Annotated in this window: 25 protein-coding genes; 10 read left to right on the plus strand and 15 right to left on the minus strand. The window is 34.0% G+C overall.

The window, feature by feature from the left end; all coding sequences use genetic code 11:
• Nucleotides 1–278: 278 nt before the first annotated feature.
• The 8 genes from Q0857_RS10235 to Q0857_RS10270 all read right to left on the minus strand — a co-directional run bounded on the left by Q0857_RS10235 (nucleotide 279) and on the right by Q0857_RS10270 (nucleotide 9335).
• The gene (locus Q0857_RS10235; protein WP_298534697.1) at nucleotides 279–1916 is read right to left on the minus strand and encodes an arylsulfatase; all 1638 of its coding nucleotides are present in this window, start codon (nucleotides 1914–1916) and stop codon (nucleotides 279–281) included.
• 7 nt (nucleotides 1917–1923) lie between these two features.
• Complete coding sequence (locus Q0857_RS10240; RefSeq protein WP_298534699.1) at nucleotides 1924–3432, minus strand: DUF1254 domain-containing protein; 1509 nt, start codon at nucleotides 3430–3432, stop codon at nucleotides 1924–1926.
• A 26-nt stretch (nucleotides 3433–3458) separates the two neighbouring features.
• The gene (locus Q0857_RS10245; protein ID WP_298534701.1) at nucleotides 3459–4607 is read right to left on the minus strand and encodes a DUF1214 domain-containing protein; all 1149 of its coding nucleotides are present in this window, start codon (nucleotides 4605–4607) and stop codon (nucleotides 3459–3461) included.
• A 57-nt stretch (nucleotides 4608–4664) separates the two neighbouring features.
• The gene (locus tag Q0857_RS10250) at nucleotides 4665–5108 is read right to left on the minus strand and encodes a MarR family transcriptional regulator (RefSeq protein ID WP_298534703.1); all 444 of its coding nucleotides are present in this window, start codon (nucleotides 5106–5108) and stop codon (nucleotides 4665–4667) included.
• Between the two features lie 615 nt (nucleotides 5109–5723).
• Nucleotides 5724–6560: a hypothetical protein gene (locus Q0857_RS10255; RefSeq protein ID WP_298534706.1), complete on the minus strand. Its 837-nt coding sequence runs from the start codon at nucleotides 6558–6560 to the stop codon at nucleotides 5724–5726.
• Nucleotides 6561–6654: 94 nt separating this feature from the next.
• A complete protein-coding gene (locus Q0857_RS10260) occupies nucleotides 6655–7518 on the minus strand; it encodes a fructosamine kinase family protein (RefSeq protein ID WP_298534708.1) in 864 nt (287 codons plus the stop codon).
• Between the two features lie 3 nt (nucleotides 7519–7521).
• Nucleotides 7522–8067: a dihydrofolate reductase family protein gene (locus Q0857_RS10265; protein WP_298534709.1), complete on the minus strand. Its 546-nt coding sequence runs from the start codon at nucleotides 8065–8067 to the stop codon at nucleotides 7522–7524.
• Between the two features lie 53 nt (nucleotides 8068–8120).
• Nucleotides 8121–9335 carry a methyltransferase domain-containing protein gene (locus Q0857_RS10270; protein WP_298534711.1) on the minus strand — a complete coding sequence of 405 codons (1215 nt, stop codon included), beginning with the start codon at nucleotides 9333–9335 and terminating at the stop codon, nucleotides 8121–8123.
• A gap of 244 nt (nucleotides 9336–9579) precedes the next feature.
• On the opposite strand from Q0857_RS10270, the gene Q0857_RS10275 reads away from it, so the two are divergent.
• The 9 genes from Q0857_RS10275 (at nucleotide 9580) to Q0857_RS10315 (ending at nucleotide 15205) form a co-directional block, all read left to right on the plus strand.
• A complete protein-coding gene (locus Q0857_RS10275; protein ID WP_298534713.1) occupies nucleotides 9580–10158 on the plus strand; it encodes an RNA polymerase sigma factor in 579 nt (192 codons plus the stop codon).
• Between the two features lie 38 nt (nucleotides 10159–10196).
• On the plus strand, nucleotides 10197–10523 hold the full coding sequence (locus tag Q0857_RS10280; protein WP_298534715.1) for a hypothetical protein: 327 nt from the start codon (nucleotides 10197–10199) through the stop codon (nucleotides 10521–10523).
• Between the two features lie 2 nt (nucleotides 10524–10525).
• On the plus strand, nucleotides 10526–11059 hold the full coding sequence (locus tag Q0857_RS10285) for a hypothetical protein (RefSeq protein ID WP_298534718.1): 534 nt from the start codon (nucleotides 10526–10528) through the stop codon (nucleotides 11057–11059).
• Between the two features lie 130 nt (nucleotides 11060–11189).
• Nucleotides 11190–11474, plus strand: a complete 285-nt coding sequence (locus Q0857_RS10290) for an EF-hand domain-containing protein (protein WP_298534720.1) — start codon at nucleotides 11190–11192, stop codon at nucleotides 11472–11474.
• 21 nt (nucleotides 11475–11495) lie between these two features.
• Complete coding sequence (locus tag Q0857_RS10295) at nucleotides 11496–12938, plus strand: CotH kinase family protein (protein ID WP_298534722.1); 1443 nt, start codon at nucleotides 11496–11498, stop codon at nucleotides 12936–12938.
• Between the two features lie 119 nt (nucleotides 12939–13057).
• Nucleotides 13058–13210: a hypothetical protein gene (locus tag Q0857_RS10300; RefSeq protein WP_298534725.1), complete on the plus strand. Its 153-nt coding sequence runs from the start codon at nucleotides 13058–13060 to the stop codon at nucleotides 13208–13210.
• A gap of 13 nt (nucleotides 13211–13223) precedes the next feature.
• Nucleotides 13224–14003 carry a YHYH protein gene (locus Q0857_RS10305; protein WP_298534728.1) on the plus strand — a complete coding sequence of 260 codons (780 nt, stop codon included), beginning with the start codon at nucleotides 13224–13226 and terminating at the stop codon, nucleotides 14001–14003.
• Nucleotides 14004–14573: a hypothetical protein gene (locus tag Q0857_RS10310; protein ID WP_298534731.1), complete on the plus strand. Its 570-nt coding sequence runs from the start codon at nucleotides 14004–14006 to the stop codon at nucleotides 14571–14573. It abuts the gene before it with no gap.
• Nucleotides 14570–15205, plus strand: a complete 636-nt coding sequence (locus tag Q0857_RS10315; protein ID WP_298534734.1) for an SCO family protein — start codon at nucleotides 14570–14572, stop codon at nucleotides 15203–15205. The genes Q0857_RS10310 and Q0857_RS10315 overlap by 4 nt, the downstream gene beginning before the upstream one ends.
• A gap of 48 nt (nucleotides 15206–15253) precedes the next feature.
• On the opposite strand, the gene Q0857_RS10320 is transcribed toward Q0857_RS10315, so the two are convergent.
• The 7 genes from Q0857_RS10320 to Q0857_RS10350 all read right to left on the minus strand — a co-directional run bounded on the left by Q0857_RS10320 (nucleotide 15254) and on the right by Q0857_RS10350 (nucleotide 22302).
• Nucleotides 15254–15694 carry a sensor of ECF-type sigma factor gene (locus tag Q0857_RS10320; protein ID WP_298534736.1) on the minus strand — a complete coding sequence of 147 codons (441 nt, stop codon included), beginning with the start codon at nucleotides 15692–15694 and terminating at the stop codon, nucleotides 15254–15256.
• A gap of 14 nt (nucleotides 15695–15708) precedes the next feature.
• Entirely contained in the window at nucleotides 15709–16215 is a 507-nt protein-coding gene (locus Q0857_RS10325; RefSeq protein ID WP_298534739.1) for a hypothetical protein, read from the minus strand.
• 45 nt (nucleotides 16216–16260) lie between these two features.
• Nucleotides 16261–16803 carry an RNA polymerase sigma factor gene (locus Q0857_RS10330; RefSeq protein ID WP_298535090.1) on the minus strand — a complete coding sequence of 181 codons (543 nt, stop codon included), beginning with the start codon at nucleotides 16801–16803 and terminating at the stop codon, nucleotides 16261–16263.
• Between the two features lie 294 nt (nucleotides 16804–17097).
• On the minus strand, nucleotides 17098–18936 hold the full coding sequence (locus tag Q0857_RS10335) for an ABC transporter ATP-binding protein (RefSeq protein ID WP_298534740.1): 1839 nt from the start codon (nucleotides 18934–18936) through the stop codon (nucleotides 17098–17100).
• On the minus strand, nucleotides 18936–20666 hold the full coding sequence (locus Q0857_RS10340) for a phospho-sugar mutase (protein WP_298534742.1): 1731 nt from the start codon (nucleotides 20664–20666) through the stop codon (nucleotides 18936–18938). The genes Q0857_RS10335 and Q0857_RS10340 overlap by 1 nt, the downstream gene beginning before the upstream one ends.
• A 116-nt stretch (nucleotides 20667–20782) precedes the next feature.
• Nucleotides 20783–21733 (minus strand): glycosyltransferase family 2 protein, encoded by a 951-nt coding sequence (locus Q0857_RS10345; RefSeq protein WP_298534745.1) that lies wholly within the window; start codon nucleotides 21731–21733, stop codon nucleotides 20783–20785.
• 38 nt (nucleotides 21734–21771) lie between these two features.
• The gene (locus Q0857_RS10350; protein WP_298534748.1) at nucleotides 21772–22302 is read right to left on the minus strand and encodes a DUF4199 domain-containing protein; all 531 of its coding nucleotides are present in this window, start codon (nucleotides 22300–22302) and stop codon (nucleotides 21772–21774) included.
• A 159-nt stretch (nucleotides 22303–22461) separates the two neighbouring features.
• Between Q0857_RS10350 and Q0857_RS10355 the strand changes: the two genes are divergently transcribed.
• Nucleotides 22462–22713, plus strand: a complete 252-nt coding sequence (locus Q0857_RS10355; RefSeq protein WP_135876988.1) for a type B 50S ribosomal protein L31 — start codon at nucleotides 22462–22464, stop codon at nucleotides 22711–22713.
• The last annotated feature ends 62 nt before the right edge of the window (nucleotides 22714–22775 follow it).

Raw genomic sequence — 22775 nt, forward strand, 5'->3', positions numbered from 1 at the left:
ATCTCCAAAGTTAAACGAAGGTAGCCGAAAAAAACTATATGGTCAAGTTTGAGAATCTTTCAAAATAGAAAAAAAAGGGTTTTAGGCTGGTTACCAAATAACCATGTTTATTTTGGAATGATTTCGGTAGAAAAAACTTTGGTGTTTGAATATCAGAGCTTTGTTATCCATAGTTTTTAAAAATGAGTCTTTAGTCATTGATTTTGAGTATGTTAAAAGAAAGGTGTGATTTTTGAGTGTTTTGACGATTCGTCTGATGGTTCAGGTATCTGTCATGTTTATTCAAATTCAACAACTCCAACTTCTTCCGCATATTTTTCCCATTCCTGCACTAGATCCTTTAACAATTCTTTTTCAAGCGCTGCCAAATTAGTCGTTTCACCTGGATCTACAGCTAAATTATACAGCTCCCATTTGTCCGAGCCATAGGGTTTTGTTATAAATACAGCTTTAAAATCTCCTTTTCGAATCCATTTACCATTTTGCATTTCACCTGCTATATATTCTTTATCACTATAATGTGTAGAATTTTCTCCATTTAGCATTTTTGAAAAAGATTTACCCATCAATGGCAATACCTTTTTTCCTCTATAAGAATCAATAAGCTCTATACCAATCATATCTAATAGGGTTGGCATAATATCTGTAACATAAACTAGCTCTTTATTTATAGTGTTTTTTGAAACTCCTGGTCCACTCATAATTAGAGGCGTTCGAATTCCTCCTTCTCCAGAAGTCATTTTGAAATAATCAAAAGGTCCTGAACTTGCGGAAGCCCAGCCAATACCATAGGCCATATGCGAGGTAGGATTACCAATATTATTAATACTATTATCAAATTGACTTAAATAAACTCCATCTCCATTTCCTGGATAATCAGTATTGCTCCACGGATTTGAACCATTATCTGATAAAAACAGTACAATTGTGTTTTCAAGTTCACTTATATCCGATAGGAAGTTAAGCATTCTCCCCATATGGTAATCGAGGTTTTCAATCATGCCGGCATAGACTTCCATGTTTTTAGATTCAATGGCTTTTTTACTTTTTGACAAAGATTGCCATGGTTTAACCAATTGATTCATTTTTGGGGTTTTTGCTACCTCATTTATTAAGCCTAAGTCCTTAACTTGTTTTATTCTATTGGCTCGTAATATTTCATAACCTTCATCATACATCCCTTTGTATTTACTCAACCATGGTTCTGGTACGTGAAGCGGGTCATGTGGAGCGGTAAGTGCCAGATAAGCAAAAAACGGTTGATCATCTTCTTGTTCTCGAATATTATTTATGAGAAAATCAGTGTAGCTTTTTGATGAATAAAAGTCTTTAGGTAGCTTATCTAACTTTTTTCCATTTAGCGCGTATTCTACCGAGTCAGCTTCCATAATTGCTGTCATGTCATGAAAATGACTTGCACCACCATTAAGTATGCAGAATGTTTTTTCAAAGCCTCGTGCACTCGGAATGCTGTTTTTATCATGTCCTAAGTGCCATTTGCCTCCCATGTAGGTATGATAACCTACTTCTTTTAAAACCTCTGCTAAACTTGCAACATTTTGGTTTAAATACCCTTCGTACCCAGGCTTGCCAATTTGGTTCGGAGATAATAATTCTCCCATATTCCCTAGGCCAGCCATATGATTGTCAACACTACTTAAGAGCATCGATCGGGTAGGTGAACAACTTACTGAGGTATGAAAGTCAGTAAACTGGGTGCCATTCTTCGTTAACCTATCTATTGTTGGCGTGTTAATTTCTCCGCCATAAGGTCCGATATCAGTCCAACCCATATCGTCAACCATTACCAATAAAATGTTTGGACTTTTAGGGTTGTTATCCGATAAATTTGAAGTTTTAGATGTACAGGAAGTCAATATAACCCCAAGGATGAGTAAATAGGTGAAATTTTTCATCCTTGAATTATTTTACCATTTCAAAATCTCCAGGTCTCCAACTTTTATCAAACCAAGCTTCCAATGGTCCATATAACCGCAACAAAACACTGTATCCTTTACCTGGTAAAGTCTGTACCCAATTGTTTTCATGGCCTTTTGGTGCTTTTGGGCCAAACCAAATTGTATAAGAGCCATCTTTGTTGGCTTTAACATCGGGATTCAAATTATCTATACCCGCCAATTTTTGATCTGTTTCCAACATAGAACGATGCTGGTTGGAATAAACAATAAAGGACCAAAAATCTTTAGCTGGAATAGGAGCAGGAAGGGTAACCTTGTAGGTTGTACTACCATCTAAATAGTTTGCCTTGGAATCGTGAGCCGTAAATGCGTAAACCGAACCTGTACCTACCGCTGGAGCGGCCATTGCTGGTGTAATTCCTGTTGCCATATAATGAAACATGATACGATCATCTAATACCATTTCTCCATTATTAATGAAATCATGTACGCCACCGGCAAACGATGAATACCACTGTCTATCTTCATAAAAATAGGCGGATTTATCTCTTGGTCTATAGCATAAAGACCTAGCAGAAGCATTACCTATAGCAACAGCTTCTTGTAGTAGTGACTTTGTATGTTGATCTGGCGCAAATGGATTTCCTTTTTTAATACCAATAGAGGCGAAAACACCTACTAACTCTTCATTAAAGGCATTGGCGGGCTCATATTGAATAACTGCATTGAGTTCATTATAAAATTCATAATTATTCGCATGGATAGTGTTTATTTGCTGACCTGATAAATCAATAAATTTTTGTTTCGGTTTATTTATGGCTTCAGATAACGGGTAGCAATTAAATGTTTCTTTGAATTTGTTCATGACCACTTTAGCTTCTTCTGGTTTAGAAACCAATCGTAAAAGCATCCAGTGTCTGTAAGTTCTAGATCTTACAGTAATATAACCGGTTGGTATTTTACCTTCATAGTCGGGACCAATAAACAAGTATTTTCCACCAGCACCTTTATCTTTTCCAGTAATGCCTAGGTCAGCAACATGATGAAAAAAAGCATCGTTAACAAAGCCTAAAACAGGTTGTGCAATTTCAACGACAACTGGTCCATTTTTTAAATCTATTTCACCAAGTATATAGGGGGTGCTAGAGTTTGCAGTTAAAAACAAAGTACGCGCATCCATTAAATTTTCAAAGGTTGCGATATCTCCAGGCTTTACTCCCGCACCTTTTAATCCTTCCAACATAGCATAAACGGATGCCGCTGGCATACCGTTTAAGAAAGCTTGTACCCCTCTAGATACCGTTAAAAAGTCGTATGTTTTATTTACAGTACCTTCATTGGGTAAACCATCAATAAATTCTAGTGTACCTAATAAATCTGTTTCTACTTTATCTGGAGTTAATAAAGAAGTTGGAACATCAGCTGCGTATTTGGCAGTGTCGTCCTTTTGAGCAAATGAAAATTGAAAAAAGAAGCACGCGAAGATGAATGTAAAGGAATATTTTAGTTTCATATTATTTATTTTGTTTGTTGAGGAATTCATTTGTTTTTCAAAACAGGTAGTGGCATAGTCCATTTACCAGAAATTAAATCTTCTTGAGGTAAATAATAACGTACTGCTAAATCAAATTTTCCGGAAGGGACTTCCAAGCAATTCAGGTCTCCAACTTCACAATTAGATTTAAAAGTAAAAGTGATGGTTCCATCCGAATTGCGTATGGCAGTAGTATTGTTGATGTGGTAAAGGTCGTTTTTGTTGGGATGAAAGAAGCCACCACGTTCGGTATCATATGCAGTGACAGACCAAAAAGCATCAACATTAGGTTCTTCAGTAGTAATGGTATACGTTCCTTTATTGCCATCAAGTTTATTACCCAAATTGTCAAAAAACATCATGTGGTAAGAACTATGTGACGCTAGAGGACCTCCCCAGCCTCCTTTTGTACCTGCCGCCAAATTTAGATATGAAACTTCGTTTGGAACCTGTTCTGGTGAAGCAACTAAAGCTTTAAAAGGAACATTAGCAAAAACGGAATCCATTAATTGATTAGCTCTATTAGCTACAGAATCTTCAAAACCGCTTAATAAATCAAGTTTAGGAAATTTTTTTATTTCAGGCCCCGAAATACTTACCCCATTAAAAACTTGCTTTGCTGTTTCAACATCTTGAGCATTGTCTTTATCCTTAACTTCAACACGTGTTATTACCCCAGCAATTAAAGAAGGTGATTTTATGAGTTGTTCTTCTTTTACCCCTTTGGGTTTTTCGTCATAGTATAAATAATAATCCCCTTCTGGGTTTATGATATTCTGAAAATTACAATTCTTATCATCAACCAATTGAAAGGAATAAAAACGAGTTGGGTCGCTATATGAAGCACTTAATTTTACAGGGCCGTTTATTAAATAAACAAACCCACCGGTGTAATAGGTGTCATTATTCATGCGGACAATTTTGTCTTCCCCTGCCTTTGTTAGCTCAGGCTGTCCTTCGGTCGGTTTATTTAATTTACTTGGGTCACCTCCAGTGTAGGCAACCATATAATTGTAGGTGTCCTGATAGGGGAATTTCTGGATGTAATCATTGACTTTATCATCAAAGCTCAATTCTTTTCTTTTGTCCGTTGTATTTTTGCATGATGAAGACAAAAAGATCAATACGATTACTAAAATTAGGTTTGTTTTCATTGGTTTTTTTTAAGTGATGTAATTATTAATCGTTTATAATTCTGTACTAGTTTTTTGTTATTGCTGTGTCAAAATATGTTTTAAGTCATTCATGAATCGTTCTTGGTCAGGTAGGTTGCTAAAAAACTCATTATTTGCATGAACTTTTACTTTAAAAGCTTTTTGTAAAGTGTTTTTACCTTTTTCGGTTAAGAAAACACATTTTGCTCTTGTATCTGTTTCGTGTTCCTTTCTGTCAATCAACTCATTCTTTTGAAGGGTTCGCAGTATTTTTGAAACCATCATTCTGTCTGTCTTACTAAAATGGGCAATCTCTTTTTGAGTAACATTATTAGATTTTTTTAATAGCCATCCTAATGATGCCAGTATCACAAATTGGGTATGAGTGAGTTCTACTTTGCTTAATACATTGTTCATTTGTCTTTGCCATAACATGGTGGTTTGCCAAAGTAAGTAGCCAATATTATTATTTGGTTCTTTAGGATTGATGTCTTTATTCATTCAGTTATATTTGTAGTTACAAATATAATATATGTGACAACAATAATGGTTTAGAAAGTATATTTATTAATATAAAAAGAGAGTTAATTAATGCCTAAAGGGAATGCGTCACAACTAAAGAATACCAGCCATTTTAATGACTTATCTCTAAGGTTAAACTAAAGTTACTGAAAATTATATATGGTCAATTTAGAAAATCTTTTAAAATGGAAACAAAAGGGCTTTAGGCTGGTTACCAAATAACCATGTTTATTTTGAAATAATTTCGGTAGAAAAACTTTGGTGTTTGAATATCAAAGCTTTGTCATCCATAGTTTCCAGAAATGAGTCTTTAGGCCTTAATTTGAGTATGTTAAAAGAAAGTGAAAAGCACACCTTTTTTAAGGTTCGGGTTGATGGATGTTAACAGGGTTTTTAACAAGTAGTTATTGGGAAAAAGCAAGGTGTGGTTTTTGAGTAATTTGGAGATTCGTTTAACGGTCTTGTGTAAGGATAGTTGCGTGATTAAGCAACTAACTTAGCAAAAATGAAACGAGCCCAAAGGAAAATCTGCAAGATTTTCCGAGTAGGCTGTAACCAAGCAATTATTTTTACACAGTGTTGGCAAACGTTTTTTTATTTATTGTATTCCAAATCCAGTTTGAATGGATTTGAATTATTGGAGTATACTGCTTCAATACTAATTGGGTCTGAATCTGAGTTATATGTATAAGAATAATCTATATGTTCATAATATTCAGGTTCTCCATTGATTTCACTAAAATAAGTTACTTTGCGGATATTTTTTTTTTGATATGGAAATTCGTACCCATTTAAAAACACGACTGGTGAATTCATTCTGATGAAACGCTGTATATAAATAGATTCTAATTGCCCATAAAAAGGATTTTGAGTTTCAGAATATTCATAATATATAGTATTTAATAGGATGTCTTGGCGATGCCAATATTCTTCTTTTATAATGTTCCCGCTCTCGTCGTAAAAATAATTAATATAATGATCATTAGGAACCTCTTTATAGACTACTCTGCCTAAATTATTTAAGCGTAAATGCATAACGGGGTCTCCATAGGAGCTGTTTTTATCGTATACACTAACACGACTACTCATTGATGGGCCTTTGTATCCTTCTATTGAATACTGATTATATCCAATAAGAATTCCATTGTTATCATATTCATAGTTGTTATTTCCATATTTATTAATAGTATTATTGGCATTATAGATTACCATAGACTCTTCGATACTACCATCTTGTTTTATGTTAGTAACTTTCGTTAGTAGATTTTTATGATAGGAATACTCATACCTGCTTCCGTCATTATGTTTTGCACTGATGACCCATTTTTCTGTTTCTACATTTGTAGGGGTATTAGAATCATCTTTTGAGCACGAAACTATAGATATTATTGTATAAAAAAGCAGAAATATTTTTAATTTTGCTATCCTCATTTTTATTTTTTTATGTTTGCCAACTTAGGGATATCAGTCGTTTTAATGACCTATATCCAACATCAAACGAAGGTAGTTGAAAATTTTTACAAAATCAAGCAGAGAACTTTTTCAAAATAGAAGCCACAGAGCTATAATAAGAACTTCCAAACATATTTAAATGCACCAACAAATAGTACAATTGGTATATCTTAATTCTGTGAGATGTATTATCTTCTAAAGGAAAATAGGTGTGGTACGATTCGTAGAAGGTCGTGTTAAAGCCACCAAACAATTTTGTCATGGCAATGTCCACTTCGTGATGTCCGAAATAAACCGCGGGATCAATTAAATAAGGGTCGCCAGCTTTTGAAATGAGGTAATTACCACCCCATAAATCACCATGTAGTAGTGATGGTTTTATGTTAGCAAAATAGGGGTTTAGTTTTTCTTTTATTTGCGCTGTAGGCGGGCATTCACTATCTTGAATCAAACCCTTTTGTTTGGCTAATTGTAGTTGAGGGACTAAGCGCTCGTGTGTGTAAAAGTCAACCCAAGAGGCGTGTGTAGTGTTACTTTGAGGCAAACTGCCAATAAAATTATTTCCAATTAAACCAAAATGCTCTGCAGAGCATTTATGTAATTGTGCTAGCTGTTCGCCTAGAGCGTTATAATCTTCCCTGATAGCTTGTTTAGATTCTATAAATTCCATCAACAGAAACGCTTCTTTTTCAAAGTTATCACAAGCTATAACCTGTGGCGTTTTTATGGTGTTTGTTTTAGCAATATATTTCAGTCCGTGAGTTTCTTTTTGAAACATGGCCATTGCGTTTGGAGCGCCATTGGTTTTTAAAAAGTAAAGGTTGTTTTTGGTTGTAATACAATACGCGGTGGAGATATCACCTCCGGAGACGGGTGTAACCTTAGTGATGGTATCATTTAGATAATTTGAGAGGTAATCTTTTAGGTTGCCAGTCATCTATTATGTTTGCCTTTTACGTAGGTAAGTACTCTGCACAATTTGATTACAAAACACCTCGGTTTTAACATGTTCAAATTTCAATGACCTAGGCAGCACATCGAATAAAGGAATACCATCACCTAAAACTATAGGAATGGTAGTTAATCTGAGTTCATCAATTAAATCTTGCTTTAAAAAGTTTTGGACTACATTACCACCGTCAATGTATAAATTCTTAAAGCCTTTGTTGTGAATACGCTCTAAAATGCTTTTTTCATCTCCTTGAATTAAAGTGACCTGATCTTCAAGATTTTTTGGAATAGTTTTTAAGGACCTGCTTAATACAAAAACTGGTTTGTTATAAGGCCACTCTATATCAAAACTTAAAACCGTTTTAAATGAGGTGCTTCCCATGATAATAGCATCAATCTCTTTCATCAATTCATGGTAGCCCATACTTAATTGGTCTGGATTTGGAATCGTATCTAACCAATCGAGTTCGCCGTTTTTTCCAGCAATGTAATTGTCAATACTTTTTCCTAGAAATACTATGTTTTTGGTTTTCATACAACCAAGATAAACAAGAACAGATTCTGAAACAAGCTAAGTGTATCAGGAAATTACGCTTTACGCTCCAACAATGCCATGTAAAACCCATCAAAACCACTGGTGCTTGCCAATAGTTTTTTGTCTTTTACTAATTTAAAACTAGCGCCAGCTACAGATTTTAAAAAGGCATTTACTTGGTTTTGGTTTTCAGAAGGCAAAACGGAACAAGTGGCGTAAACTAATTTACCGCCTTCTTTTACCATTTTAGAGTATTGCTGTAATACGTCTTGTTGTACCCCTCTTATGCGGTCTAAAAACTCTGGTTCTAGTTTCCATTTAGCATCAGGGTTTCTTCTTAAAACGCCTAACCCGGAACATGGGGCGTCTATTAAAACACGGTCTGCTTTATTGTATAGTTTTTTGATTGGTTTTGTAGAATCAATCACTTTTAAATCTATGTTATGTACACCGTTTCTACGAGCTCTTATTTTAAGCTTTTTAAGTTTGCTTTCATAGATGTCCATGGCTATAATTTGCCCTTTGTTTTGCATTAAAGAAGCGATGTGCAATGTTTTTCCTCCCGCACCTGCACATGTGTCTACCACCTTCATGCCTGGTGCCACATCTAGAAAATCGGCCACCAATTGCGAGGATGCATCTTGTACTTCAAAATAACCTTTTTTAAAGGCATCGGTTACAAATACATTGGCACGTTCGGTTAGTATTAAAGCAGAGTCGTAGCCTTTTATAAATTCGGTTTCAATACCATTATCGGCTAATGTGTTTTGTAAATTTTCTTTAGTAGTTTTTAAAGTATTGGTTCTTAAAATAACGTCTGCCTTTTCGTTTTGCATGGCTATTTCTTTGGTCCACTTAGCTTCGCCTAATTCTTCTAAACCAACGGCATCTATCCAATCTGGAATGGATTCTCTAAATTTTCTGATTTTAGAAAGCTCATCAAAACGTCCTTTAATTTTACGTAAAGGTGTGTTTTCAAAATATTTCCAGTCGGGTAATTTTATGCCTTTTAAGGTTGCCCAAACGGCAAACATGCGCCAAAGGTTATCACGGTCATAAGGTTCTTTTACTTCTGCAATTTCTGCATATAGGCGTTTCCAGCGTACTATGTCGTAAACGGTTTCGGCTACAAAGCCTCTATCCCGAGCGCCCCAACGTTTATCGCGCTTAAGTAATTGTTGGATAACTTTATCGGCGTATTTGCCTTCGTTAAATATAAGTGTTAATCCGTCTATCACGGCGAAGCAAAGATTTCTGTGTAATCGCATGGTGTTTTATTGAGCCTGCAAAGGTACGTTATAAATGTGTAATTGAGTAATGATGTATTTGTTTAAGATATTTAGTTTTATTCTTTTAAATTGCGTTTGGGTTTACCTTTGATTTGTTGAGCTAGTATGATTGAGTTAAAGACTTTTTTAGAGATTGGTCTGGTAGTCAAAAAACATTTTTACATCGCGCAAGTTTAATTTTTTTTAAGCATCTAAACTTATATATAAGTTTAACATCTATTATTTGTCTGAAAACGAATTTATAGCAGAATTACGAAACCATAATGCGAATGCCTATGGGAAGTTGTTGGATCAATTTCAGCAGAAAGTGTTCGCTACATGTTTATCATTTGTTCCCAACAAAGAGGATGCCGAAGATATTGCTCAAGAAGTATTTGTTGAGGTTTTTAAAAGTATTGGAAAGTTTAAAGGAAACTCAAAGTTATCGACTTGGATCTATAGAATAACTACTAATAAATGCCTGGAGTTTATTAGAAAACGAAATACAAAAAAGCGGTTTGGTTTTTTGCAGTCTATTATGGGAAATGATATTCCTATAGATAAAACCAGTTATTTTACAGAGATGAACCACCCGGGGATTATTTTAGAAAATAAAGAGAACAGCGAAGTTTTATTCCATGCTATCAATCAACTTCCTGATGCGCAGAAGGTGATATTTACATTGCATAAAGTAGATGGAAAGAGTTACCAAGAGATTAGTGCTATTACAGAGAAAAGTGTGTCATCTGTTGAGTCGCTCATGTTTCGGGCAAAAAAGAATTTACAGAAGCTTTTAAGTAATTTTTATAAAAATAATAGTTAACGCAAGTTTTTAAAATTTATTGCATCTAAATATTTGATATGGATACAGAGAGAAATATACAGCATAAAATTAACGATACTTTTGATGCTTTGGATAGCATAAAACCCGTTAATGTGTCTCCATTTTTTAAAGAAAAAACCATGAATAAACTTTTTTCTGAAAAGGAGGAAGTACAGCAGGCTGACCTGTGGTCGTGGTTTACACCTAAACTACAGTTAGCAGCTTTAGTTTGTGTAGTTGTCTTAAATGTAATTGCTTTTACAAGATTAGAAGCAACTGCCACTTACGAAGAAAGTGTTATGGAGTTTGCAGAGTCTTATGGGTTATCTCCTAATGATAATGATATTTCAATTTTAAATAATTAGTTATGAAGAGAAATTTACTCTTATATATTTTGCTTCTTTTTCTAATTATTGTGAATGGTTTTTTTCTTTATAATTATTTAGGAAATCCTGATAAGGAGCAGCAACAAGAGGCACGAAAACCTCCCGGAGCTTTTTTAATGGATGAATTAGGTTTTAGTAATTCACAAAAAGACGAGTTTAGGGTTTTAACTAGAGAACATAGGCAACGCATTCGTGGTATTTCTGATGAGATTAGACAGTTAAAGGATGAGTTGTTTAGTGGATTGTCTGATACTTCTTCCCGTGGTGCTGATACAGATTCTATTGCCACTTTAATTGGCAAAAATGAAGCCGCAAAAGATTTAGAAGTTCTTAGGCACTTTAAACAAGTAGAGGCATTGTGTAAAGCGCAACAGAAAGAGAAGTTTAGAAAAATAATTCATGATGCGCTTAAACGGGGAGGCAGAGATCAAAGGCCGCCAAGAGGTGTAAGGCCAAATGACAGACCGCCAAGACCTAGAGATAGAGAAGGGAATAGACCACCACCTCTTCATTAAAGGACTACTGAAAGATTTTAAAGACCTTCAAAATATTGAAGGTCTTTTTTTATGTTTTATTTAACAGATGGATTCACAAGTTTAAAAACATGAGCGCATCTAAAGGTGTATAACAATAAAATTTTAAAAGATGAAAAATGTATTGAGAACAGGTGTTTTAGTTTTTGGAATTACACTTTTTGTGTCTACAAGTTCTTTTGGGCAATCTGAAAATAGAGGAGAAAGGAAGAAACGTCCAACTTTTGCGCAATTATTAGAAAAGATGGATGCCAATGAAGATGGAAAATTATCGAAGAAAGAAGTTAAGGGGCCATTAAAAGAACATTTTGATAAAGTCGATGAAGATGAAGATGGGTTTATAACAGAAGAGGAATTTAAGAAGGCTCCTAAGCCAAAAAGAAAAGAAAGAGAATAGAAAAAACTTAAAACTATAGCTATGAAAACGATAAATTTAATAAAATCAATAAGTCAAACATCAATTTTTGTATTACTTGTGTTATGCTTTGTTGGGTGTAGTAATGATGACAACGCGGTTCAGGAGATAGCGGACGGGGAGGAAGAGCAGCAAGAAGATGCTGTAATAGACGATACAGATTTTGAAGCCATAGATTGGACAACAGAAACGCATACCAAGGATGTCGATCCAAATTTTGATGAGGTTTTTGAAGACAACACAGTAAAAAGGTTGGATATAGTTATTACAGAAGCTCGATGGCAAAGTATGTTGGATGATATGACTGCTGCCTATGGAACTTTTGGTGGAGGAAATACTGGTGGCGGTTTAATGGAAACCGATGAAAACCCCATTTTCGTACCTGCCGAAGTATATTATAATAATAAGCAATGGTATCGCGTTGGCGTTCGGTTTAAAGGGAATTCTAGTTTACAGTCGAGTTGGAGAAATGGGATTTTGAAATTATCATTTAAATTGGATTTTGATGAGTTTGAAGATGAATATCCGCAAATTGATAATCAACGGTTCTATGGATTTAAAAAATTAAGTCTTAAAAACAATTTTGATGATAAATCCATGTTGCGTGAAAAAGTTGCTGGCGATATCTTTAGAAATGCTGGTTTAGTTGGTTCTCATACCGCATTTTACACCCTCTATGTAGATCATGGTGATGGACCTCAATACTTTGGATTGTATACTTTAGTTGAAGAGGTTGACGATACGGTTATAGATGAGCAGTTTTCTGACGATGATGGAAATTTATACAAGCCAGATGGCGATGCAGCAAGTTTTGCCGTTGGAACTTTTAGTGAAGAAGAGTACGTTAAGAAAACTAATGAAGATGAGGCCGATTTTTCGGATGTTCAAGCTTTATTGACTACAATTAATGATGGTTTGAGAGAAACAGATGCCGCAACATGGAGAACAAATCTTGAAGCTGTTTTTGATACCGATGTGTTTTTAAAATACTTAGCCGTTAATACCATAGTTCAAAATTGGGATACTTATGGGCGTATGACCCATAATTATTTTCTTTACAATAATCCAGATATGGGTAAATTAACCTGGATTCCATGGGATAATAATGAAGCACTCCAGGATGGAAAAAGAGGGGGTTCATTGGCATTAGATTTTTCCGATTTGAATACTTCAGAGTGGCCAATAATTGGTTATATGTATCAAGATGAAATGTATCGAGCTAAATATGAAACCTATCTTCAAGAGGTTGTAGACGAGGCTTTTAATACAAGTAACATGCAAGTATTATACAGTTCGTATGCCACTTTAATAGAACAATATGCAACATCAGAACTCGATGGGTTCACCTTTTTGAATTCGAGTTCTGATTTTCAAACGGCTGTTAGTCAATTAAAAAATCATGTAGCATCACGAAATTCTGCTGTGAATAGTTACTTAAATAAATAAAGAGTTAGTTTGGTTTGTTAGTTTTTTGAAAAGAGCTTCGCACCATGGTGAAGCTTTTTTTAATAAACCACAAGTTTTTTCTAGAAGCTGCATCTAAAAGAATAAACAAACCCAAAATAATGCAATTTAACCGAAGTAAATTCATGATTGTACTAGCTATTTCAATTATAGTATTACTCATTTTAAATATTTATATGATATTTAATTTATTTGGTGCTGATGAAGATCAGAAAAAGGCTACAACAGAATTAGTACTAAGAAAACTAAAATAAACAGAGATTAACTATGAGAAAAATAAAAGACTTTGCTATAGTGGCTTTATGTATGCTTTTCATTTTTGTTGCATGTTCAAGCGGAGATGATACTTTAGAAGTTGCACAAGAGGAAGAGCAAGAAGAAGTTGGAGACACAGATTACGACATAACTGGTGTACTTTCAAAATTTGAAGGAACCGGGTTGTCTTTCGCTGTAAATGGAAATACAGTTACTTTTACAACATCCGATTTACCAAATCACCCAAGTCCGTATTATGAGACAAGTAATCCTTTATATGAAGCTTATAATGGGACGAACTCAAATTTTAATTTAAACCCGAATAGAATAAGTGAACAAAATATTGTGTTCACTATAACACTTAATCCGGCTGAAGCATCAGATAAACAAGTTACAGGTTTGGGACCAATTGGCATTTCAAGAAATGGTGTGGTTTTTTATAACCAATATGCAGGTCCAGACGAACCTTTAACTAATGAGATTAACTCCTTCGACCAGTATTTAGGTCATCCTCAACGTACGGGACAATATCATTATCATATTGAACCTACATTTTTAACACAGCAGTTTGGGGAGGATGCTTTTTTAGGCCTTTTATCTGATGGTTTTCCCGTTTACGGACCCATGGAAAATGGAGAGGTTGTTACAAATTCAGATTTGGATGCTTATCATGGTCATACTTCGACGACCGCTGATTTTCCGGATGGTATTTATCATTACCATATAACAAGCGAAGATCCGTATTTGAATGGTAACGGGTATTTTGGAACTCCTGGAAATATAACACGATAATTGAGATTTACCTTTTTAAATATTGTTCTAGCCCTTTGCGTATTTTTTGGATGCAATTCAACTATAAATGAGCAAGTCGTTAATGTTTTAGATATAAACTTGACCTTAGATAATGGTGTGTTGTTTTATAATAAATCTCCTTTCAACGGCATTATCATGTCGAGTTACGATTCTGGAGTTATAAAGAGTAAGGTTGAATATATTGAAGGACGAAAAGATGGATCTGAAATTCAGTGGTATGAAAATGGAAGCAAACTCATGGAGCGTTTTTATGCTAAAGGCTTCAAAGTAGGAATACACAAAGCGTGGTGGGAGAACGGTAATTTAAAATTCGAGTATCATTTTAATAACGAAGGGAAGTACAATGGAAGCATGAAAGAATGGTATCAATCTGGGCAACCGCTAAGGGCTTTTAATTATAAGAACGGAAAGGAAGATGGTGCGCAAAGACTTTGGAAACCAGACGGACAAATTAAAGCAAATTATCAAGTGATAAAAGGTGAGCGCTTTGGGTTAATAGGTTTGAAAAAATGCTATACCGTAACCGTTAATAATGACGAGGTAAAATGAATTATAAGCTAACACATATAAGTCTATTAATCTTAATAATGCTATTATCCTGCAAGGAAGAACGGAAAGAGCAATCTGTTTTAAGTTTGCCATATTTTAACACTCCGGATTTTACACCAGAATGGAACAGCCCCAAACATATAATACCAACGTTTTCATTTACTAATCAAAATGGAAACGAAGTAACTAATGAAACTTATGAAGGTAAGATTTATATTGCCGATTTCTTTTTTACTAGCTGCCCTGGTATTTGTCCGAAGCTTACAAAAAACATGAAGGATATTCAGGAAGCCTATAAAAATGACAGTGAAATTATGTTGCTATCTCATACGGTAATGCCCTGGAGAGATTCGGTACCCTTACTTAAGGATTATGCTCTAAAGAATAGTATTTTGGATACTAAATGGAACTTAGTAACTGGTGATAAAGATGAACTATACAGTATGGCGAGAACAGGTTATTTTGCTGATGAAGATTTTACTAAAACGCAAGACCCCAGTAATTTTATACATACCGAGAACTTTGTACTTGTTGATAAAAAGGGGTACATCCGTGGTGTATATAATGGTACTATAGAAATTGATGTTATGCGATTAAAAAGACATATAGATATTCTAAAAAGGGAATTTTAGATTAATTAATTTTTTGTTGTAAAGCTCCGTGTGGATTCGCGGAGCTTTTTAATGTCCTCCTTTTCTCTTCTTTTTATATTCTTCGAACATTTTTCTTTTAAAATCATCTTCAGCAACTTTGAGAAGAACTATTTTTTTCGCAGGAATGATGCTCGAAAGCTTTTTCGTAAAATCTAGACGCAGTTTAAGCATTCGAGTTTCAGCATCATTAAGCTTTGTTATAAAAGTATTTGCTTTTTCATTAGTCATATTGTCAGCATTCTCTTTTATTTCTTTTTTTAAGGCTCTAATTTCTTTATGTCTAATGTTTGAGATTTGATTTTCAAAGTCATTATATATTGGCCAAAACTCTTGAGCTTCCTTTTCAGATAAATCCAATTTTTCAGTAATAAAGGAGACTTTTAGCGCTTTGATGCGTTCGCGATTTCCATGTTGAGCTGTTATGTTTAAAGAGAATAACAGTAGAAATATTAGGAGTAGTTTTTTCATTTTAGGTGCGGGTTTTATTCTATCATTAACGTTTCAATGTCAGCATTATCTAATAGGTAAGTTTCAATATGGTCTTCACTTAAATTATGATCTAGAATAATAACTTCCTCAATCTGTTCGTCACTTAAGAGTCCAGCAATTTCATAAGATGTAATGCTTTCATCTAAGAGGTAATTTTCAACTGTTTCAGTTTCTAAATCATCAAAAGACGGCTTGCTGTCAAAGATAGCGAGATTAAATAATACTAAAATAGCAGCAGCTATACCAGATAAATAGACCAGCGTTCTTTTGGCGTTTAATGTAATAACTTTAGTTTCTTTTTGATTTGAAAGTTTCTGTGCAATTCTTTCTTCTAAGCTATCAAAATAGTTTTCGGGTTTTTTAAAACCTGAAGTTTCTATAGCATCCAATTTAGGTTTATCATGTATTTTGCCTAAAACCTGTTCTTCAAAAGAATCCAAATAGTCATCTGGTAATTTGAAGCCTGTAGACTTTATTTTATTTAAATTACTTTTTTTCACGTTTTTGTTGTGCTTACCTTTTTGACTACAAAATAATGCAAAGGTTTAATTATTAGTTAAATAGGTTTCGATTTTTTTTACTGCAATATGGTAGGAGGCCTTTAAGGCGCCCTCACTAGTTTCAAGAATTTCAGACATATCTTTATATTTTAGGTTTTCAAAATATTTCATATTAAACACCAATTGTTGTTTTTCGGGTAATGTGGCAATAGCTTGTTGTAATTTGAGTTGAATGTCATTGCCCTCAAAATAAATGTCTGATTTTAAATTGTTTATTGCTGTTTCTTGAACTTCTGCATTGCTAATATGTAGCTTTTTGGCTTTCTTGTTAATAAAAGTTATAGATTCATTTGTCGCAATTCTATACATCCAAGAAAAGAGTTGACTGTTGCCTTTAAAATTATTAATATTCTTGTAAACCTTAATAAAGGTGTTTTGAAGCACATCGTCAGTATCGTCATGTGATTTAACAATATGCCTTATATGCCAGTATAAACGCTCCTTATAAAGCTCGAGAAGCACTTTAAAGGCTTGGTCTTTTTGGATTTCAGATTTTAATTGGGCTAATAGCTTTTCTTCATCTGTCACTGGCAATTCTTTAGACTTTAGACTATTAAATATAGTAAAAGTTTAATCGGAAATTTGGGTAAATTTTTCAATTAAATTATGTTGCTGAAAATCAATGGATTAAAACAAAAAATATCGATTAAGTGTACTTAAAACACGATTAAATGTAATTTTTCTTGTAAGATATGTATTAATGGATTATGTTTGTATCAGAAACCTATTTATGTTGTTAGTCGTCCCCAAGTCTAACATGAACAAAAAAAGGATAGAACCCCCAAGTCTCTATCCTTTTTTATTTTTGTAATGTTTTGGGTTTTATTCAAAACTTTGCATTTCTACTAACTTTTGATATACACCTTTTTTAGCAATAAGATCACTGTGTTTGCCTTGTTCTGCTATTTCACCTTTTTTTAGTACTATAATTTCATCTGCATTTTGAATGGTAGATAGTCTATGTGCAATAACGATTGATGTTCTGTTTTTCATCATATTCTCTAAAGCAACTTGCACTAAACGCTCACTTTCAGTATCAAGAGCTGAAGTGGCCTCGTCTAAAACCATGATTGGAGGACTTTTTAACACGGCTCGAGCAATACTCAAACGTTGTTTTTGACCTCCAGAAAGCTTACTGCCAGCATCACCAATATTAGTTTCAATGCCCTCAGGTAAATCTTTAACGAATTCCCATGCGTTAGCAACTTTTAACGCATCAATAATTTCAGCATCCGATGCATTTTCTTTTCCTAATTTTAGGTTGTTTTTGATACTGTCATTAAACAAAATGGCATCTTGAGTAACTATACCGAGTTGACTGCGTAAAGAGCTTGTTGTTAAATCTTGAATGTTAATGCCATCAATTTTAATACTTCCTTTGTTAACATCATAAAAGCGCGTAATTAAGTTAGCTATTGTTGATTTTCCGCTACCCGATTGACCAACAAGGGCAACTGTTTTTCCTTTAGGAATAGTAAGATTGAAATCTTTTAGAACAAAATCATCTTGGTATTTAAATGAAATGTTATCAAAAGTGATGTTAGTATCAAAACTATCTTTTACGATTGCATGAGGTTTGTCTTTTAGAGGATTTGGTGTGTCTATAATCTCTTGAATACGCTCTGCTGCCGCTCCTCCTTTTTTGATATTATAAAGTCCACGAGATATGGCTTTTGCCGGTGTTAAAATATTATATGATAAGCCCATATAAACCAAGAAAGTACTCCCTGTTAACATAGACCCAGCATTTCCACTAAGCACAAGATTTCCTCCATACCAGAGAATAACAGAAATCATACAAATACCTAAAAACTCACTTGTTGGAGAAGCGAGGTTTTGGCGGTTGGCAAGTTTATTTGAGAAGTGATAGAATCGTGTTGTAGACTCTTGAAATTTTTTGTTGAATCTGTCTTCTGCGCTAAATCCTTTTATAATTCTTAATCCTGTTAGGGTTTCTTCCAGAGTCGATAAAAATATACCTTGTTCTTTTTGAACTCGGTCAGATTTCCGTTTTAGACTTTTTCCTATCCGTGAAATTATTATGCCCATTAGGGGTATAAAAATAAAAACGAATAAAGTTAACTGTGGACTTATATAAATCATAGCTATTATTGTAAAAATAATAGTCAATGGTTCCCTAATTATAAGTTCAAGCACCGATAAAAATGAATATTGTAAGTCTAGAACATCGCTCGTAACTCTCGCTAAAATATCCCCTTTTCTTTGTTCTGATAGATAGGATAGAGGTAATTCAATAGTTTTTTTATAAACTTTATTTCTAATATCTCTAATCACACCATTTCTTAAAAATACCAAGAAATAATTAGCTAAATATGCCGATATATTTTTCAACAAGAACATGATTATTATCAGCCCAATTACAAACACAAGTGCTTTAGATTTATCACCTCCAGTAAATTCATTCATATGATATGACAAGAATTCTTCTGCAAATTTGCCTAATTCATTTAAACCTAGCCATTTTGGTGCCTCTGAAGGCGGGACTTTATTTCCTTGGTCAAAAATGACGTCCAACATGGGTTTTAAGGCCACCATAGATAAGGTGCCAAACAATGCGAAAAACACGTTGGAAATGATATGTCCTATGGCATAACCTTTATATGGTTTTGCGTATTGAAGTATGTTTGTAAAATGGCTCATTAAATAAGCTTCATGTCTTTTAAAATGGCTTCAGCTTTATTATCTAATTCTGTCTCGACATTTTTAAAATTTTCAATAGTACTTAATGTCCTATTAACACTTACATAGAATTTTATTTTTGGCTCCGTACCGCTTGGTCTTAAAGCGACTTGACTTCCATCTTCAGTATAATAAATAAGCACGTTAGATTTAGGAACATCTAAACGAGAGGTCTCCCCAGTAATCATGTTTTTAGATACTGATAAATCATAATCTTCAAACTTTAATACTTTAGAGCCGTTAATTTCTTTTAAAGGGTTTTCACGGGCATCAGACATCATTTGTTTGATTTCTTCTGCGCCTTCAATACCTTTTTTTGTTAAAGAAATTAGTTTCTCTTTATAGCAGCCATAATCGACATATAATTTAACAAGTTCGTCATAAAATGAGCTTCCGTTTGATTTTGCTATTGCTGCAATTTCACAAGCCAATAGGGTTGAGGTTACCGCGTCTTTATCACGAACAAAATCGCCCACCATAAAACCAAAGCTTTCTTCTCCACCACCTATAAAATCTAGTTCAGGATAATCCTTAATTAACTTAGCAATCCATTTAAAACCAGTTAAAACTATTTTATTGCTTACGCCATAACTCTCAGCAAGTTTATTAAGCATGGGCGTAGATACAATGGTCGTTGCAATAAACTCGTTACCTTTAATATTACCTTCTGATTTCCATTTTTTCAAAAGAAAATCGACCATCATTACCATGGTTTGATTCCCGTTAAGTAATTGTAAGTTCCCTTCTGAATTACGAACCGCAACTCCTAATCTATCACAATCAGGATCAGTACCAATAACAATATCAGCATTTTGTTTTTCAGCCAATTCTAAAGCCATTTTTAAAGCTGCCGGTTCTTCTGGATTGGGAGAAGCTACTGTTGGAAAATCCCCATCAGGAACTTCCTGTTCTTTTACTATAGACACATTTTTATACCCAGCACGTTTTAAAGTTTCAGGAACGGCAGTTATTGAAGTTCCATGTAGCGAAGTAAATACAATTTTTAAGTCGTCTTTAGCACTTTGAGTAGCTCCTACAGATCCGTTTTTAACCGAGGCATCAATAAATATATCATCTACCTCTTTACCAATGTAGTGAATGAGACTATCATTCGACTCCAATTTTATTTTAGCGTAGTCAACATGATTTATAATATCAATTAAGGCGCCATCATGTGGAGGTACTAATTGTCCTCCATCTTGCCAGTACACTTTGTAACCGTTGTATTCAGGTGGGTTATGTGAAGCGGTTAGGACTATACCACAATGACAGTTTAAATGCTTTACCGCGAACGATAACTCTGGGGTAGCTCTTAAATCTTCAAATAAATAAACTTCTATGCCGTTAGCAGAAAATACATTTGCAACTACTTTAGCTAATGTTTTACTATTATGTCTGCAATCATATGCAATAACAGCCTTAGGAGTTTCATTTGGGAATTGTTTGTGTAAATAATCACTTAATCCTTGGGTGCTTTTCCCTAAGGTATACTTATTGATGCGATTAGTTCCAACTCCCATAACACCACGCATACCACCAGTCCCAAATTCTAAGTCTTTATAAAAACTTTCTTGAATGCCTTCTGGGTCATTGGCAATACTATCTTTTATAGTTTGTTGAGTTTCACCATCAAAAGCAGGGGTTAGCCAGCTGTTTATTCTTTCTAAAATTTCAGGCTTTATATATATCATAGTATTGTAAAAATCTAAAAACAAAAGTAAACAATTCGTTCATTTTTGAGGCTTTAAAAACTGAAAACATGCGCAAACGTTATAGTGTAGAATCTTTAAATAGCCTTGTTTAAAGCCTAAGATAAATTTAATTCATCCTTAACTAAATAGCGCTTTTTGTCTTGTCTGTTCCGCAAAATAATTTCGCCTAGAAAACCGGCAACAAAAAACTGTGTACCAATAATCATTGTGGAAAGTGCTATGTAAAATTGAGGACGCTGAGTAATAAGTCTTCCAGTAGGGTTTAAGTAAAGTTTATCAACGCCCAAGTATGCTGCAAAAGAAAAGCCGATAGCAAACATGATAAATCCTAATGCCCCAAAGAGATGCATGGGCCTTCTGCCAAAACGAGATAAGAACCAAATGGTTATTAGATCTAGAAATCCATGAATAAACCTATCTATTCCAAACTTCGTATCTCCATATTTTCTTGCTTGATGCTGAACCACTTTTTCTCCAATATTTGAGAATCCAGCGTTTTTTGAAAGTACAGGGATATAGCGGTGCATTTCACCATGAACATCAATGTTTTTAACAACGTTGATTTTATAAGCTTTTAATCCACAATTGAAGTCATTAAGCTTGACGCCTGACGTTTTTCGTGCAGCCCAGTTAAATAATTTTGAAGGTAAGTTTTTCGTAATTACAGAATCGTAACGTTTCTTTTTCCATCCAGAAACTAAGTCGAAACCTTCTGAGGTAATCATTTGGTATAACTCCGGAATTTCATCTGGATTATCTTGTAAATCGGCATCCATAGTAATAACGACATCACCTTGAGCTTTTGCAAAACCAGCGTGAAGGGCTTGTGACTTTCCAAAGTTTCGCAAAAAACGAATGCCACGAACATTCGTGTCTTTAGAAGAAAGTTGTGTTATCGTTTTCCAGGAATTATCAGTACTGCCGTCATCAATAAAAATGATTTCATACGAAAAATGATTGGATTGCATAACATTTGCAATCCAATCATATAATTCTGTTAAAGACTCTTGTTCGTTGAGTAGTGGTATAACTACAGATATATTCATTTAGAATAATTTCAAAATAATATTCAAAAATACTGAATTTATTCTGCGTCTGGGTTACTTTTTTTCATGGCTGCTGCAACAATTAAACCAATGATACTAAAAAAAACAAGATAGCCCGCCAGACCTTTGGCTATGTTGCCAAGAGAATATTGATTTTGAGCTTCCATTTGTGCAATAGTTTCATCAATTTTATCGGTTGGCGCATTAAACCCTTCCATCATGTCAACCGTTTGTACAATGGTTTTTTCTTTTAAAATTTCTGCAGCTTCAGTGTCAACAACATTAAAAAGTAAATAAGACACAAAAGTACTTATCAAAAGACCTATAAGTACGGTAATAAAATAAGCTGTGAAAGATTGTTTAAAAGTCGCAAATCCATTTTGAGCTTGCTTTACTTTGGCGACAGAAACAATACCTAAAACTATTATTGCAATTAAAATAAATATCCCAACCCACATATTGGTAAGTAGTTCTAGATTTATAGCATAGGCTAAAACGGTAATAAGGGTTAATAAAACCCCCAGGTATAGGCCGTAATTTGTTGCAATTGACTTCAAAGATTTTTCCATAATATGTTGATTATTTAGTTTACGTTATTTGTTAGTAACCAAAGGTAGAAAAATGTTACATTTGAATTGAAAATAAAAAAGTTTAAAATATATTGTGGGTTTATAAAAAATACTTAAATTTGCACTTCCAAAATTGAAAAGAATAAAAAGCATTTAGCGATGAGAAAAGGTATACATCCAGAAAATTATAGATTGGTAGCATTTAAAGATATGTCTAATGATGACGTATTTTTAACAAAATCTACTGCAGATACTAACGAAACTCTTGAAGTTGATGGCGTTGAATACCCATTAGTGAAAATGGAGATTTCTAGAACATCGCACCCATACTATACGGGTAAATCTAAATTAGTAGATACAGCTGGTCGTATTGATAAGTTCAAAACTAAATACGCTAAGTTTAAAAAATAATTTTAGCTTAAAATATATTTATTAAAAGCCTTTCTACTATAGAGAGGCTTTTTTATTTTTAC

It is taken from the genome of uncultured Algibacter sp. (assembly GCF_947495925.1).
In the GTDB taxonomy this organism is placed as follows: domain Bacteria; phylum Bacteroidota; class Bacteroidia; order Flavobacteriales; family Flavobacteriaceae; genus Algibacter_E.

Excerpts from the sequence above, each read along its gene's own strand:
- Q0857_RS10235 (WP_298534697.1), bottom strand. The coding sequence starts at position 1,916 with ATGAAAAATTTCACCTATTTACTCATCCTTGGGGTTATATTGACTTCC.
- Q0857_RS10240 (WP_298534699.1), bottom strand. The coding sequence starts at position 3,432 with ATGAAACTAAAATATTCCTTTACATTCATCTTCGCGTGCTTCTTTTTT.
- Q0857_RS10245 (WP_298534701.1), bottom strand. The coding sequence starts at position 4,607 with ATGAAAACAAACCTAATTTTAGTAATCGTATTGATCTTTTTGTCTTCA.
- Q0857_RS10250 (WP_298534703.1), bottom strand. The coding sequence starts at position 5,108 with ATGAATAAAGACATCAATCCTAAAGAACCAAATAATAATATTGGCTAC.
- Q0857_RS10255 (WP_298534706.1), bottom strand. The coding sequence starts at position 6,560 with ATGAGGATAGCAAAATTAAAAATATTTCTGCTTTTTTATACAATAATA.
- Q0857_RS10260 (WP_298534708.1), bottom strand. The coding sequence starts at position 7,518 with ATGACTGGCAACCTAAAAGATTACCTCTCAAATTATCTAAATGATACC.
- Q0857_RS10265 (WP_298534709.1), bottom strand. The coding sequence starts at position 8,067 with ATGAAAACCAAAAACATAGTATTTCTAGGAAAAAGTATTGACAATTAC.
- Q0857_RS10270 (WP_298534711.1), bottom strand. The coding sequence starts at position 9,335 with ATGCGATTACACAGAAATCTTTGCTTCGCCGTGATAGACGGATTAACA.
- Q0857_RS10280 (WP_298534715.1), top strand. The coding sequence starts at position 10,197 with ATGGATACAGAGAGAAATATACAGCATAAAATTAACGATACTTTTGAT.
- Q0857_RS10285 (WP_298534718.1), top strand. The coding sequence starts at position 10,526 with ATGAAGAGAAATTTACTCTTATATATTTTGCTTCTTTTTCTAATTATT.
- Q0857_RS10290 (WP_298534720.1), top strand. The coding sequence starts at position 11,190 with ATGAAAAATGTATTGAGAACAGGTGTTTTAGTTTTTGGAATTACACTT.
- Q0857_RS10295 (WP_298534722.1), top strand. The coding sequence starts at position 11,496 with ATGAAAACGATAAATTTAATAAAATCAATAAGTCAAACATCAATTTTT.
- Q0857_RS10300 (WP_298534725.1), top strand. The coding sequence starts at position 13,058 with ATGCAATTTAACCGAAGTAAATTCATGATTGTACTAGCTATTTCAATT.
- Q0857_RS10305 (WP_298534728.1), top strand. The coding sequence starts at position 13,224 with ATGAGAAAAATAAAAGACTTTGCTATAGTGGCTTTATGTATGCTTTTC.
- Q0857_RS10315 (WP_298534734.1), top strand. The coding sequence starts at position 14,570 with ATGAATTATAAGCTAACACATATAAGTCTATTAATCTTAATAATGCTA.
- Q0857_RS10320 (WP_298534736.1), bottom strand. The coding sequence starts at position 15,694 with ATGAAAAAACTACTCCTAATATTTCTACTGTTATTCTCTTTAAACATA.
- Q0857_RS10335 (WP_298534740.1), bottom strand. The coding sequence starts at position 18,936 with ATGAGCCATTTTACAAACATACTTCAATACGCAAAACCATATAAAGGT.
- Q0857_RS10340 (WP_298534742.1), bottom strand. The coding sequence starts at position 20,666 with ATGATATATATAAAGCCTGAAATTTTAGAAAGAATAAACAGCTGGCTA.
- Q0857_RS10345 (WP_298534745.1), bottom strand. The coding sequence starts at position 21,733 with ATGAATATATCTGTAGTTATACCACTACTCAACGAACAAGAGTCTTTA.
- Q0857_RS10350 (WP_298534748.1), bottom strand. The coding sequence starts at position 22,302 with ATGGAAAAATCTTTGAAGTCAATTGCAACAAATTACGGCCTATACCTG.
- Q0857_RS10355 (WP_135876988.1), top strand. The coding sequence starts at position 22,462 with ATGAGAAAAGGTATACATCCAGAAAATTATAGATTGGTAGCATTTAAA.